The following is a 13,829-nucleotide window of genomic DNA, read 5'->3' on the forward strand; positions in this document are numbered from 1 at the left end:
TTCTGGGGACCGACGCCGGTGAGCGGCCATGGTCCGGTCAGACAAAGATTTTTGTAAACACGGCATGAGCCGTGTGGATGGGAGAATTGGCGTGGCACGTATTGCCGGCGTAAACATTCCGACCAACAAACGGGTGGTCATCGGTCTGCGCTATGTTTATGGCATTGGTCCGTCGAGCGCACAGGCTATCTGTGAGAAGCTCGGTATCGACAATGCCAAGCGCGTGAATGAACTCTCTGACGATGAGGTGACGAAGATTCGTGACCTGATCGACAGTGATTATCGTGTGGAAGGTGATCTCCGTCGTGAGACGGCGATGAACATCAAGCGTCTGATGGACCTCGGCTGCTATCGTGGCCTGCGTCATCGTCGCGGTCTGCCGGTTCGTGGTCAGCGTACGCATACCAACGCCCGTACCCGTAAGGGTAAGGCTGTTGCCATTGCAGGTAAGAAGAAAGCAACACGCTAATAGGCGCTGCTTCTTTCACGCTATCGCAGATTTAGTAGGACAAGCATATTATGGCCAAGGCTGCCGCACCGCGTATCCGTAAGAAGGAACGTAAAAACATCATTTCCGGTGTTGCTCACGTTCTTTCCACCTTTAACAACACGATGATCACGATCGCTGATGCCCAGGGCAACGCTATCGCATGGTCTTCTTCTGGCGCACAGGGCTTCAAGGGTTCCCGTAAGTCCACTCCGTATGCTGCTCAGGTGGCTGCTGAGGATGCTGGCCGTAAGGCTCGTGAGCATGGCATGGAGACTCTGGAGATCGAAGTTTCCGGTCCGGGTTCAGGGCGTGAGAGCGCACTGCGTGCTCTCCAGGCTGTTGGTTTCACGATCACATCCATCCGCGACATGACGCCGGTGCCACATAACGGTTGCCGTCCGCGCAAGCGTCGCCGCGTCTAATCCAGGCGTATAATCTGGTTGTTCTGGCTGTCACGAATGGATGGTGCAGCCAGAGTAACCTTGGTGAGTTTGTACCGCACATATGTGCGGGCCTGGCGCCGCCACCTTTGGCGGGCTTCGTTGTTTGAAAGGCCATGATCTTGGTTCTCCAGAAAAACTGGCAGTCTCTCATCAAACCGGAGAAGCTTGAGGTCGAGCCCGGCCCGGTTCCTTCCCGCATGGCAACCATTGTTGCAGAACCGCTTGAGCGTGGTTTTGGTCTGACAATGGGCAACGCCCTGCGCCGTATTCTTCTTTCTTCCCTTCAGGGTGCTGCTGTTACGGCCATCCAGATTGATGGGGTCCTGCATGAGTTCTCGTCTGTGGCGGGAGTGCGTGAGGATGTGACCGACATCGTGCTGAACGTGAAGCAGCTTGCTCTGCGCATGCATGGTGAAGGGCCGAAGCGTATGGTTCTTACGGCCACTGGGCCGGGGGAAGTAACGGCTGGGCAGATTCAGACGGGCCATGACATTGAGATCATGAATCCGGATCTGGTGATCTGCACGCTTGATGATGATGTCAAGCTTGGCATGGAATTCACGGTGAACATGGGTAAGGGCTACGTTCCTGCCTCTGCCAACCGTCCGGATGATGCGCCAATCGGTCTGATTCCCATCGATGCGATCTATTCACCTGTGCAGCGTGTTTCCTACAAGGTGGAGCCGACCCGTGTTGGTCAGGTCACCGACTATGACAGGCTGCTGCTGAGTGTGGAGACAAACGGTGTTGTGACACCGGAAGATGCTCTGGCACTGGCTGCCCGCATCATGCAGGATCAGCTCCAGCTCTTTATTAACTTCGATGAGCCTCGTCCGGTTCAGAACGAGGAGCCGCAGGACGATCTGCCGTTCAGCCGTCACCTTCTGCGTAAGGTGGATGAGCTTGAGCTTTCCGTGCGTAGCGCGAACTGCCTGAAGAACGACAATATCGTGTATATTGGCGATCTCGTGCAGAAGAGCGAGCAGGAAATGCTGCGGACTCCGAATTTTGGTCGTAAGTCGCTGAATGAGATCAAGGAAGTGCTCACGGGCATGGGGCTTTCGCTGGGGATGAATGTCCCGGCATGGCCGCCGGAGAGCATCGAGGATCTGGCCCGGCGTCTCGACGAGACATTCTAAGAACCCCGGCTGGGAAGTTCGGGTAAAGGATTAGGGAAACAAAATGCGTCATAATCTGAGCGGACGTAAACTTGGCGTCACCTCCACTCATCGCGCTGCGATGTTCCGCAACATGGCTGTTGCTCTCATCAAGCATGAGCAGATTTCCACAACACTGCCGAAGGCTAAAGAGCTTCGCCCGGTTGTTGAAAAGCTGATCACGCTGGCAAAGCGTGGCACGCTGCATGCACGTCGTCAGGCTTTTGCGCAGCTGCGTGACGATGCCATCGTTGCCAAGCTGTTCTCCGAGCTCGGTCAGCGTTACGCTAACCGTGCCGGTGGCTACAGCCGCGTGCTGAAGGCTGGTGTGCGCTATGGCGATAATGCTGACATGGCTGTGATCGAGCTGGTTGACCGCAATGTCGAAGCCAAGGGCAAAGATAGCGGTGCTGTTCAGGTTGAAGAACAGGAAGCTGCTTGAGCTTTTTCTCCAATAGGAGAATAAAGGAAAGGTCGGTGCCATCAGGCATCGGCCTTTTTTCACGCGGTGAGAGTACCCGATAGAAAAGCAGGTGACACCATGAGTTCTAATCTGAAGAACGTATGCCGTCCGATTTTTGGGCTGGTTAAGGACGTAATTGAAGATCTGGTGATGGACCATCCATGGGGATGGGCTGGATTTGCTTTTTTCATGGGGCTGCTCTACGGGCGAGAGAGCAAATGCTGTCGGGCCAAGAAGGCCTCCTGAAAAAGCAGAGGCCGCTTCATGAGCCTGAAAAAGCGTTTTTCTCCATCATGGGGAAGAACGCTTTTTTTATGTCAGTTTTTGTCTTTCTGGATGAAGCTGGGCAGGAAGGGATTATCCGTCTGGAGGGAATCCTTGCTGGGGAGCTGGCTGTCGTCCCAACCACCACCAATATCGGTAATCAGGCGGATGACGCTGACAACACGCTGCTGCTGTATCTGCAGGCGGGTTTCTTCATATTGCAGGGCCGTCTGCTGTGCCGTGATGACTGTGGTGTAGATCTGTGTCCCTGCCAGATATTCGTTCATGGAGACTTCAATGGCACGGTTTGCGCTTTCTATGGCCTGATTCTGGTAGGTCATCTGGTCACCAAGATAATGCAGGTTAGAGAGCTGATCTTCCGTGTCCTGCAATGCCTTCAGGACAACCTGGCGGTAATTGGCAACGGCATTGTCATAATCGGCTTCAGCTTCTCGTACAGCGGCTGATCGTGCCCCACCATTAAAGAGTGTCTCACTAGCGGCAGCGCCAAGGGACCATGTTCGGGTGGCAAGCTGCACCAGATGCTGAAGGGGGTTCCCGCTATAGCCATAGCTGGCCGAAAGTGTGATCTGCGGATAGAAAGCCCCGATCTCATAGCCGATCTCGGCATTATAGCCTTCCATTTCCCTTTCTGCCTGAGCAATGTCCGGGCGCCTCTGCAATAGGTCAGAGGGTAGAAACTGCGGAATGGGGGGCAGGGTAAAGGGCAGGGGGGCATGAGCAATGGTCAGATCAGCCGGAGGGCGCCCTATCAGCACGGCAATGGCATGTTCATATTGAGCACGGGCCACATGTGCATTAGAGAGGCTGGCCTGTGTGGATTCGAGCTGATACTTCGCCTGTAGAACGCTGGTGGGGTCAGCAACACCAGCCGCAAGCTGATTGCTGAGAATTTCAAGGTTGCGCTTGTACAGCCCGACATTGCGCTGGAACAGGTCGATCAGACTGTCCTGATAGCGCAGGTTCATATAGTCCGTGGCCAGCTCCAGCTGGTAGGAGAGCCGCATATTGGCCAGCAGGGCGGCACTGGACTGTGTAGAGCTAACCTGCTGTTCAATCTGCCGCCGTATCATGCCCCAGACATCTATCGTCCAGCTCGCACTGGGGCCCATGGTCCACGTGTTGGTGGTCGTGGTGAAGGTATGGGGGTCAGCATTCAGGCCGCTGCTGGTCCTGCCGCCGCTGGAATTGCGGTTGAAACCGAATTTTCCGTTTAGTGTGGGAAAGAGGCTGGAGCGCACGGAATCGATCATAGCCCGTGCCTTGCGATACTGAGCCTCATATTGTTTCAGGCTCTGGTTGGAGCGGCTGACTTCTTCTTCCAGTTGATCCAGTGTTGGATCATTAAAGACCTTCCACCAGTCTCCTTTGGGCATGTTGCTCATGGCCGGGTTGGCTTTTATCCAGCCTGCCGGGGGAGGTGCTTCCTTAAAGCGGGGTGAAATGATTGCCTGAGGCCTGTGATAGTCCGGCCCGACCATACAGCCCCCTAATGTGGCGAGCAGACCAGTTGTCAGAACGGCGATGCGGGCAGCACGAAAGGGAAACGACATGAAAATCCGGGCGTTATGGTGGGTAGGGTGATCCGTAGTCCGAGGAGGCGTTATATCAGATGAAGATGCATTCATGAGCATTATTACTTTTTTAGAATAAAGAGAGCATTACACGCCGGTGGATATCGGGACTGTTCCGGCAGGGTGCTAGCGGTATCTTGTGTAGAAAGAAAGGCAGGATGTGGTGTCTTGTAAGGCCGTATCAGGATGACGGGGCACGCTGTTTACGTTTTTTGAAGAAGCGCTGTTTTACTCTATAGCTGAGACGGTCAAGAGAGAGATAGACGACAGGGGTTGTATAGAGGGTCAGGAGCTGGCTAAGGCAGAGGCCACCAAGGATGGAGAGGCCAAGAGGCTGACGCATTTCGCTGCCATAATCACCGCCAATCAGGAGGGGGACGGCTCCAAGGGCTGCCGCAAAGGTGGTCATGAGAATGGGGCGGAAGCGGAGGTGGCTGGCGGCTAGAATGGCTTCTTCTGCTGTCTTTCCTTTGTGGCGGGCATGAGTGGCGAAGTCGATCAGCATGATGGCATTTTTCTTCACGATGCCGATGAGCAGGATGACGCCGATCAGGGTCAGCAGGGAGAAGGGCTGCCCGAACAGGGCCACAGCCAGAAGGGCCCCCACACCCGCAGAGGGTAGTGTGGAAAGAATAGTCAGAGGATGAATTAAACTCTCGTACAGGACACCAAGAACGACATAGACGGCCACCAGAGCGGAAAGGATAAGCAGTGGCTCCCGGCTGACGGATTTCTGAAGGCTGGCGGCATTGCCGGTAAAGCCGCCTTGTATGTCGTTGGGCAGGTGAAGGCGGACCATGGCTTCTTCCACGGCCTGTATGGCCGGACCTAGCGATGCCCCCGGTGCGAGGTTGAAGGACACGGTAGTGGCCACGAACTGCCCCTGATGGTTGACGGACAGAGGGTCTGTAACCTGCTTCAGCGGGCCAAGCAGGGAAAGGGGGACCATGGTTTCGCTGCGTGTTGTCACGGCAGAGCCGCTAGAAGCGGATTTGCCGCCTGCCAGCGCATTGGCAACGGAGTTCAGATAGGAAAGTTGGCTCTGCGAGGGCGGTGCGGAGGATGGGACTGTGCTGGCGCGTACACGGATATTATTGGAGGCATAGGCACCGTTGGCCGTCCCGCCCGTGATGCTGACACGCATCTGCTCCAAAAAGGCAGGATTGGCCCAGAAGATCGGTGCGGCCTCCATGATGACACGATATTGGTTGAGTGGCTCATAGATGACAGAGGCGCTTCGCTGCCCGAATGCATCATAGAGGGCATTGCTGACAAGCTGGGGCGTGATGCTGTAGCGGGCTTCCATGTCCCGGGTGATGGCCAGCGTGATGCCCCTGCCGCCCTGTTCCATGTCGGAGGTTACATCTGTCAGCATTGGCAGGTGAGATAGGGCTTCTACGACCCGGGGTGTCCATTGGTATAGCTCCTCAGCGGAGCTGCCCTGAAGGCTGTATTGATAGGCTCCATCGGTTGAGTGGGCACCACCACCAATCAGGCTGGGGAGCCGCAACCGGATGGACAGGCCTGCCTTGTGACGGAAAATGTGATTGAGCCGGTTGATCGTGACCGAGATATCGTCTTTTCGTTCATTTTTGGGTTTCAGCGTGACAAACAGATTCACCGCATTGGCTGATCGTTTCCCCGGCCCGCCAATGACGCTGATGACATCCGGGTCCTTTGCAAGCCGTTTCTCCACTTTGATGGTCAGTGCCTGAAGGGCATGGAAGGATATGTCCTGATCCGCCACCAGCCTTCCCATAATCATGCTCTGATCCTGCTGGGGGAATAGCTCCTTGGGGAGAAGGGTAAAGAGCCAGCCCGCCAGAATGAGGCTAAGCGGCAGGGAAAGCAGCACTGTCTTCGGATGGTTCATGACAACATGAAGCGACCGCATATAGCCTGCTGTCAGTTTCTGGAAGCTCTGTTCCAATCTGTCTCCGCACCACCGCAGAACCCGCCTTATAGGGCCTGAGCCTGACCGGGGAAGCTGTTCCTCCGCAGAGAGCAGCAGGGCGCTGAGCATGGGTGTCAGGCTGAGGGAGAGGACTGTGGACACACAGAGCGCCAGAATGATCGTCATGGCGAACTCATGAAAGAACAGTCCAGAGACGCCTTCCATCAGCAGGATGGGGACAAAGACTACAATCAGGGAGAGTGTGATGGAGATGACGGTGAAAACGACCTCTCCAGCGCCGTCTATGGCGGCCTGTCGGGCTGATTTCCCCATTTCCCGGTGGCGGGTGATGTTCTCCAGCACGACAATGGCGTCATCCACTACGAAGCCCGTCACGATGGTCAACGCCATGAGTGACATGATGTCGAGCTGATACCCCAGAAGATGCATGAGGGCGAAGGTGGTGATGATGGAGGCCGGGACGACAATGGCCGGGATGAGGACAGAAACGCCATCCTGTAAAAAAAGCAGCACAACGAGCACGACCAGCATAACAGAGAGAATGAGCGTGCGCTGTGTATCGGCCAGAGAGGCACGGATGGTGATGGAGCGGTCCAGCTGGAGGTCAAGCTGCGTGTTGCCGGGTAATGCAGAACGTAGCAGGGGGAGACGCGCTTTCAGCCCGTCCGTTGTCTTGATGACATTGGCGCCACTCTGGGGATAGACCGTGCAGATGATGTCTGGTCTGCCATTAACATACCCGGCCTGCCGAAGGTCTTCAGCCCCATCGACCACATCGGCAACATCGGACAGGCGGACAGGCTGTGAATCACGATAGGCGATGATGAGCGACCGATAGGCACTCGCCTCCGTGGCCTGATCGTTAGTGGCGAGGATAAGCCGCTGGCCCTGAACTTCAATAAAGCCTTTGGGTGTGTGGGCATTGGCGGAGGTCAGGGCAGCCCGTATGTCCTCAAAACCGATACCGTATCGGAACAGGCGCAGCGGATTGATTTCCACCCGCACGGCAGGAAGGGCGCTGCCATGAATATCCACATTGCCTACACCCTCCACCTGACTGAGCCCCGGCATGATGACATTATTGGCGAAGTCGTAAAGCTGCTGAGGCGTGCGTGTGGAGGAGGTAAGTGTCAGGACCATGATGGGCGGTCCATTCGCATTGGCTTTTATGTAGCTGGGGTCGCTGCGCAGGGTTGTGGGCAGGTCCTGCCGGGAGGCTCTCAGGGCGGATTGGACATCACGGGCGGCGCTGTTGATGTCTCGTGAGAGATTGAACTGAAGGAGGATGCGGGTCTGGTTAACGGTGGATTGTGACGTGATTTCCCGAATACCGGCAATGGCTCCCAGATGGCGCTCCAGAGGCTCGGCGATTGTGCTGGCAATTTCGGAAGGGGACCCGCCCGGCTGGTTGGCAATGACCATCACGACCGGGAAATCAACATTAGGAAGGTCAGAGACCGGAAGGTTCACATAGCCAAGGCAGCCCGCCAGAAACATGGCCAGCGTCATCAGGATGGTGCCGACCGGGCGAGAGACGAACAGGCGTATGAGTTTCACGGTGTATCAGCAGGCAGGCCGGTTTTCTGGAGGCCCTTGCGGAGGGTTTCCTGTAACTTTTGGCTGCACTGGTTCATGAAAAGATAGATGATCGGCGTGGTGAATAGGGTGAGAAGCTGGGACAGCATCAATCCGAACACAATAGCCACACCGAGCGGGCGGCGCAGCTCCGCCCCCGTGCCTTCACTGAACAGGAGCGGCAGGGCCCCGAAAAGGGCGGCAAGGGTGGTCATGAGGATGGGGCGGAAACGCAGCAGGGCCGCCTGACGGATGGCCTCCAGAGGGGGGCGGTTCTCCTGCCGTTCCGCCTGAAGGGCGAAGTCGATCATCATGATGGCATTTTTCTTCACAATGCCGATGAGCAGTACAATGCCGATGATGCCCATGATGTCCAGCGGCATCCCGTAAGCATAAAGTCCCAGCAGAGCCCCAATAGCCGCAGAAGGCAGCGTGGACAGGATCGTGATGGGATGAATAAAGCTCTCATACAGGATGCCCAGAACGATATAGACGGCCACGATGGCGGCTATGACAAGCCCCAGCTCATTGGTCAGAGAGTTCTGGAAGGCCGCTGCCGTACCCTGAAACGCCGTCTGGAACGTACCGGGCAGGTTGATCTTCTGGCGGATATGTTCAATGGCCGTTGTAGCCTGCCCCAGAGCATGGCCCGGTGCGACATTGAAGGAAATGGTCGTGGCCGGGAACTGCCCGAAATGGGTGATGAGCAGTGGCGAGACAAGGCGGCTGATGCTGGTTACCTGAAGGAGCGGTACAAGCCCGGATGTGGGCTGGCGGGATGGCCCGCTGGTGCTTCCACCTGCTTCGGAGGAAATGCCGGGAAGATAGAGCTGGGAGAGGCTGCTCTGGTTTTTCTGGAAACGTGGGTCGGCTTCCAGAATGACACGATACTGGTTGGACTGCGTGTAGATGGTGGATACCTGCCTTTGACCAAAACTGTCATAGAGCAGGTTATCGACTGTCTGCGGCGTGATGGAATAGCGGGCACCGTTGGTGCGGTCCAGCGTGAGCATGGCCGTCAGCCCGTCCGCCTGAAGGTCGGAGGTGACGCCGCTCAGGGAGGGTTCATGTTTCAGGGCATCAAGGAAACGGGGAACCCAGAGTGAAAAATCGTCATAATCGGGCGTTTCCAGCATGAACTGGTACTGCATGGCCGAGACGGAGGATTCCAGCGAGAGGTCCTGCACGGGCTGAGTATAGAGGCGGACACCCGGCAGCACCGTGGCGGCTGCCTCCAGCCGGGCCTGAATGGCGGTGAGGGAGCTGGTGCGCTTATTCTCTGGTTTTAGATTGATGAGGAACCGGCCTGAATTGAGGGTCATGTTCTGACCATCAATGCCAATGAAGGATGACAGGCTGACAATATCCGGGTCTTTAAGCAGCAGGTTGCCCAGCTCGGCCTGTCGTTTTTTCATGCCTTCAAAGGAAATATTGGCTGGCATGACAGAAATGCCCTGTATGACTCCCGTGTCCTGCGGTGGGAAGAAGCCTTTGGGAATGGACCATGCCAGCAGGCAGGTAACGATGATGCTGGCCAGTGTAGCGGCCAGCGTGAGCGGCTGGTGTCGCAGAACAACGGAGAGGGCACGGTCATACTGGCCGATGCACCAATCCATGAGGCGGTTGGCATGCCGGGCGAAGCGGGCCAGCCTGCCCGTCTGCACTGTTGGGCTCTCCTTTCCAATAGCGGCCTCGCTCAGCATGCGGGCGCACATCATGGGAACGAGCGTGATGGAGACAAGGGCCGAGATGGAAATGGTGATGGCCAGTGTCATGGCGAATTCATGGAACAGCCGTCCCACGACATCACTCATGAAAAGCAGAGGGATAAGAACGGCAATCAGCGATACGGTCAGGGAGATGATGGTGAAACCGATCTCCTTGGCCCCTTTCAGGGCGGCGCTGTAGCGGTCCTCTCCGGCTTCCACGAAGCGGGAAATATTTTCAATCACCACGATGGCATCATCCACCACGAAGCCGGAGGCAATGGTGAGGGACATCAGGGACAGGTTATCCAGCGAGAACCCCAGCAGATACATCGCCGAGAGCGTGCCGATCAGCGACAGGGGAACGGAGAGGCCGGGGATGATGGTGGCTGGAATGTTGCAGAGAAAGACAAAGATCACGCCTACCACGAGCAGCATGGCCAGCATGAGCTCGAACCCCACATCATTGACGGAGGCACGGATGGTAGTGGTGCGGTCTGTCAGCGGGATGATATCGATGCCCGGAGGGAGGTCCTGTTTCAGCCGGGGCAGGATGGCCCGCACATTGTCTGCCACGGAGATGACATTAGCGCCGGGCTGCCGCTGGATGTTGAGGATGAGGGCCGGCGTCCTGTTAGCCCATGCGGCAAGCTGGTTGTTTTCGGCGCCTTCCACAACACGTCCGACATCCCGCAGGCGGATCGGCCCGTTATTCTGATAGGCGATGACCTGATTCATGAGCTGATCGACAGATTGTATCTGCCCGTCAATGCGCAGGGACGTGGCGTGTTGGGGGCCATCGAATGTTCCGGTTGGGGAATTGACGTTCACTGTGCCGATGATGGTCCGCACTGTGTCCAGCGCCATGCCGTAGGAAGTCAGTTTGGGGATGTTGATCTGCACCCGATAGGCCTTGCGGTTACCACCGGAAAGCGTGACCAGACCGACCCCGGAAATCTGACTGATCTTCTGGACCAGCCGTGTGTTGACGTAATCTTCCACTTCCGGGAGGGGCATGGTGCGGGAGGTGATGCCCAGTGTCATCACGGGGGTATCTGCCGGATTGACCTTGGCATAGATCGGAGGAGCCGGAAGGTCGCTGGGCAGGAGAGAGCCCACGTTATTGATGGCAGCCTGCACTTCCTGCTCGGCAATATCCATCTTCATGCTCAGGCCGAACCGTAGCGTGATGACGGACGCCCCGCCAGAGGACTGGGACGTCATCTGGTCCAGCCCGGCCATCTGCCCCAGCTGTGTCTCCAGTGGAGCCGTGACAGACGTGCTCATTACGTCCGGGCTGGCACCGGGATAGAAGGTGGAGACGGTGATGGTAGGATATTCCACTTCCGGCAGAGCCGAGAGTGGCAGGAAGTGATAGCCCAGAATGCCTGCCAGCATGAGGGCCAGCATGAGCAGGCTGGTGGCAACGGGACGTTCGATGAAGATGCGTGAAGGATTCACAGGCTCATGGCTTCCGGGCAGCAGGCAGGGAAAGGGTGAGATGTGTGGGCTGCGTCTTCATCAGCGCTGGTGCGGGGTGTCTGACCCGGCCTGTGCAGGGGGGAGCGTTGAGGCCGGTCCAGCAGCGATGACGACCCGGCTGCCGGGGCGCAGATGGTTGATGCCATCCGTCACAACCCTGTCCCCTTCCTGAAGGCCGGAGAGAATGACTGTGTCATGGTCATCACTATGGCCTGTCCGCACGGCACGGTTGGTCACGGTCATGTCCTTCTGCACGACATAGACGAAGGCACCATCAGGGCCTGTCTGTATGGCGTTGCCGGGTACGACAAGAGCATTCTCCAATGTCTGCACCAGCAGATGAACATTGACGAACTCGTTAGGAAAGAGCCGTTCATTATCATTGGGGAAAATACCACGCAGGCGCACGGTCCCTGTGGCTGTGTCGATCTGGCTGTCCAGAGCGTTGACGACCCCGATGGCAAGTTTGTGCGTGTTGTCGCTGCTCCATGCTTCAACGCTCAGGTTGGGATGGGCATTCAGCTGTTCCTGCACGTCTGGCAGATTATTCTGTGGCAGGGTGAAAATGACGGAGATGGGTTGCATCTGTGTCAGTGTTGTCAGTCCGCCAGACTGGCCAACCGTGACATAATTGCCGACATCCAGTGCACGGATGCCAACACGTCCGTTCACCGGCGCAATAATGTGGCAGTACATGACATTCAGCTCCGCATTGCGGACATTCGCCTCATCAAAGGCGACCTGACCTTCAAGCTGCTTGACGGTGAATTCCTGATCCCGTGCCAGCATGGCAGATGTGGAGTTCTGTCTTATCAGGCGCTGGTAACGGGCATTGTCCACGCGGGCCTTGGCCAGCTGGGCACGGTCGGCAGCCAACGTGCCCTGATACTGGTGCAGTGTGGCTTCATAAGGTCGGGGGTCGATGAGTTCCAGTATGTCCCCACGGCGGACATGCTGCCCTTCCTGATAATAGACGGCCAGTATGTGCCCGCTGACACGGGGGGTTATGGTCACGTTGGTGATGGGTACGACCGTACCCAGAAGCTGGAGCATGACCGGCATGTCAGCCCTGTGTGCGGCTTCTACAGCAACGGCCTGCGGGGCATCACTATGGCTGTGTACTGCCTTTTGGTCATTGCCGAACAGGCGCAGCGTGATGATGGCAAGGACGACCAGCAGGAGCGCTCCGATGATCCACCATGTCCTTCCCTTTCTGGTATGGCTTTTTTCTACAGATGGGGCAGCGCTCATGGTGGCGGGGCTCTCCTGCAAGAGGGTCCGGTACGGACAGATCACATTATCGACATAATGCCGGGAAGACTGGCGCATAGTAGAGATTATGCGCCAGAAATGCACCTTAACATTCTGTAGTTATGAAAATGCGGCCTTATCATGTTCAGGAAGCGGCCAGCCTCTTGAAGAATGGCCAAGCGGGCTGCATATCTTCTGCACGGTGGCTGTCATGCGGGTGCATGGGGGTCATTACGGCAAAACTGATGCACAGCGCATAGGCGCTGACGGGAGAGATGGACATGGTTGATACAGTTTCTATGAAGGCTGAAGGTCTGGTGCAGGAAGCCAAAGGCCGTGTGAAGGACGCTGTCGGCGCAATCTCCGGTGACGCTGCCATGCAGGCCGGTGGCAAGATCGACCAGCTGAGCGGTCGTGCCAAGCATGAGTTCTCCGACCTCTATGACGCTAATGAGAGCCGCCTTGAAGCCGTGACGGCTTTCATTCAGGAGCGTCCTTTCGTGTCTCTGGGGATCGTGTCCCTCGTTGGGCTGGTGATCGGGCGTCTCCTTTTCAGAAAGCGTGGCTGATAGATTAGAGGCAGAGGAGGCCAGAGAGGGGTTTATGCAGTGGTATTACGAGCGTGATGGTCAGCAGGTGGGGCCGGTATCACAGACTGAGATGGTCCGGCTGATCGTTCATCGCCGTATTCTTCCGCAAACCCTTGTCTGGCATCCGACCTTTGGGGATGAGTGGCGCCCTGCCAGCAAGGCGGGGCTTGTAGCACCATCCGCCGGTGTGAAGATTCTGTTTTCCACCGGCAAACGCCCGGAGGCGGGCCCTACCCCCTCGCAGGAAGCCGGGAAGACGAAGATTTCCTCACTCTGGGCATGGCTGATGCTGGTGCCGGGTGTGCTGGACCTTCTTTTGCTGCTCGCCGGGCAGAGATCGCACTGGGCGATTACGCCGGGCCGCCCGCTGACAGGCATCTGCATTTACATCATCCTGTTCCTGACGATCTTCAAGGATCGCCAGACGCTGGCCCGTGGTGGCGTTAAGCCTCCATCCTTCTGGTGGTGGCTGTTTCTGCCGGGCTATTTCTGGTGCCGCCGCAAGGTGATGAAACGGGGCATCGGGCTGTTCATTTGTTGCCTGTTTCTGGGCTTTCTGGAAGCCTCCATTCTTCTTTCCGATCCTCCGCCCGGTTTTGAGATGATCCTGTCGCAGAAGCAGGTTGAGAAACCTGTGGCTACCACACCGCCACCGCAGGCAGCGCCAGAGGCCCCCCAGCAGGCACAGCCTGCTCCCGAAACGGGGAAAGGGCCTGCCGATGGGGATGATGGATCATCCTCTGATACCTCACCGTCTGAGGAGCAGGTGCAACTTTGAGTTATGGGGCGTTTGGCCCCGCATATAGGTATTTGCCTATTTTTTAGGCAGGTATAGCAATCTTTTTTTGCTTGACTCATTTATTTTAAAAAAAGGCTTTTCTTTCGACTCGGAGTGATT

At 56.8% G+C, this 13,829-nt stretch carries 12 protein-coding genes; 7 read left to right on the forward strand and 5 right to left on the reverse strand.

Annotated features, from left to right (window positions below; translation table 11 throughout):
* The first annotated feature begins 91 nt into the window (after window positions 1-91).
* From rpsM to NQF86_RS06045, 5 genes are all read left to right on the forward strand, one after another.
* Window positions 92-469: a 30S ribosomal protein S13 gene (gene rpsM, locus NQF86_RS06025; RefSeq protein WP_043558318.1), complete on the forward strand. Its 378-nt coding sequence runs from the start codon at window positions 92-94 to the stop codon at window positions 467-469.
* Between the two features lie 50 nt (window positions 470-519).
* A complete protein-coding gene (rpsK, locus tag NQF86_RS06030; RefSeq protein ID WP_043557862.1) occupies window positions 520-912 on the forward strand; it encodes a 30S ribosomal protein S11 in 393 nt (130 codons plus the stop codon).
* Window positions 913-1,052: 140 nt separating this feature from the next.
* Window positions 1,053-2,072: a DNA-directed RNA polymerase subunit alpha gene (locus NQF86_RS06035; RefSeq protein ID WP_266116718.1), complete on the forward strand. Its 1,020-nt coding sequence runs from the start codon at window positions 1,053-1,055 to the stop codon at window positions 2,070-2,072.
* 43 nt (window positions 2,073-2,115) lie between these two features.
* The gene (gene rplQ / locus NQF86_RS06040; RefSeq protein ID WP_266116719.1) at window positions 2,116-2,532 is read left to right on the forward strand and encodes a 50S ribosomal protein L17; all 417 of its coding nucleotides are present in this window, start codon (window positions 2,116-2,118) and stop codon (window positions 2,530-2,532) included.
* A 99-nt stretch (window positions 2,533-2,631) separates the two neighbouring features.
* Window positions 2,632-2,799, forward strand: a complete 168-nt coding sequence (locus NQF86_RS06045; protein WP_266116720.1) for a hypothetical protein — start codon at window positions 2,632-2,634, stop codon at window positions 2,797-2,799.
* Window positions 2,800-2,870: 71 nt separating this feature from the next.
* Here NQF86_RS06045 and NQF86_RS06050 read toward each other — a convergent pair whose 3' ends face one another.
* The 5 genes from NQF86_RS06050 to NQF86_RS06070 form a co-directional block, all read right to left on the reverse strand.
* Window positions 2,871-4,391, reverse strand: a complete 1,521-nt coding sequence (locus NQF86_RS06050; RefSeq protein WP_266116721.1) for an efflux transporter outer membrane subunit — start codon at window positions 4,389-4,391, stop codon at window positions 2,871-2,873.
* A gap of 202 nt (window positions 4,392-4,593) precedes the next feature.
* Complete coding sequence (locus tag NQF86_RS06055) at window positions 4,594-7,884, reverse strand: efflux RND transporter permease subunit (RefSeq protein ID WP_266116722.1); 3,291 nt, start codon at window positions 7,882-7,884, stop codon at window positions 4,594-4,596.
* Window positions 7,881-11,069: an efflux RND transporter permease subunit gene (locus NQF86_RS06060; protein ID WP_266116723.1), complete on the reverse strand. Its 3,189-nt coding sequence runs from the start codon at window positions 11,067-11,069 to the stop codon at window positions 7,881-7,883. The genes NQF86_RS06055 and NQF86_RS06060 overlap by 4 nt, the downstream gene beginning before the upstream one ends.
* A gap of 60 nt (window positions 11,070-11,129) precedes the next feature.
* Window positions 11,130-12,341, reverse strand: a complete 1,212-nt coding sequence (locus NQF86_RS06065) for an efflux RND transporter periplasmic adaptor subunit (RefSeq protein WP_266116724.1) — start codon at window positions 12,339-12,341, stop codon at window positions 11,130-11,132.
* Window positions 12,342-12,486: 145 nt separating this feature from the next.
* Window positions 12,487-12,624: a hypothetical protein gene (locus NQF86_RS06070; RefSeq protein WP_266116725.1), complete on the reverse strand. Its 138-nt coding sequence runs from the start codon at window positions 12,622-12,624 to the stop codon at window positions 12,487-12,489.
* Between NQF86_RS06070 and NQF86_RS06075 the strand changes: the two genes are divergently transcribed.
* Both NQF86_RS06075 and NQF86_RS06080 read left to right on the forward strand, forming a co-directional pair.
* Window positions 12,623-12,910 (forward strand): CsbD family protein, encoded by a 288-nt coding sequence (locus NQF86_RS06075; protein WP_266116726.1) that lies wholly within the window; start codon window positions 12,623-12,625, stop codon window positions 12,908-12,910. The two genes, NQF86_RS06070 and NQF86_RS06075, sit on opposite strands and share 2 nt — an antisense overlap.
* Window positions 12,911-12,944: 34 nt before the next feature.
* Window positions 12,945-13,709: a DUF4339 domain-containing protein gene (locus tag NQF86_RS06080; protein WP_266116727.1), complete on the forward strand. Its 765-nt coding sequence runs from the start codon at window positions 12,945-12,947 to the stop codon at window positions 13,707-13,709.
* The last annotated feature ends 120 nt before the right edge of the window (window positions 13,710-13,829 follow it).

Source organism: Bombella pluederhausensis (assembly GCF_026385525.1).
In the GTDB taxonomy this organism is placed as follows: domain Bacteria; phylum Pseudomonadota; class Alphaproteobacteria; order Acetobacterales; family Acetobacteraceae; genus Bombella; species Bombella pluederhausensis.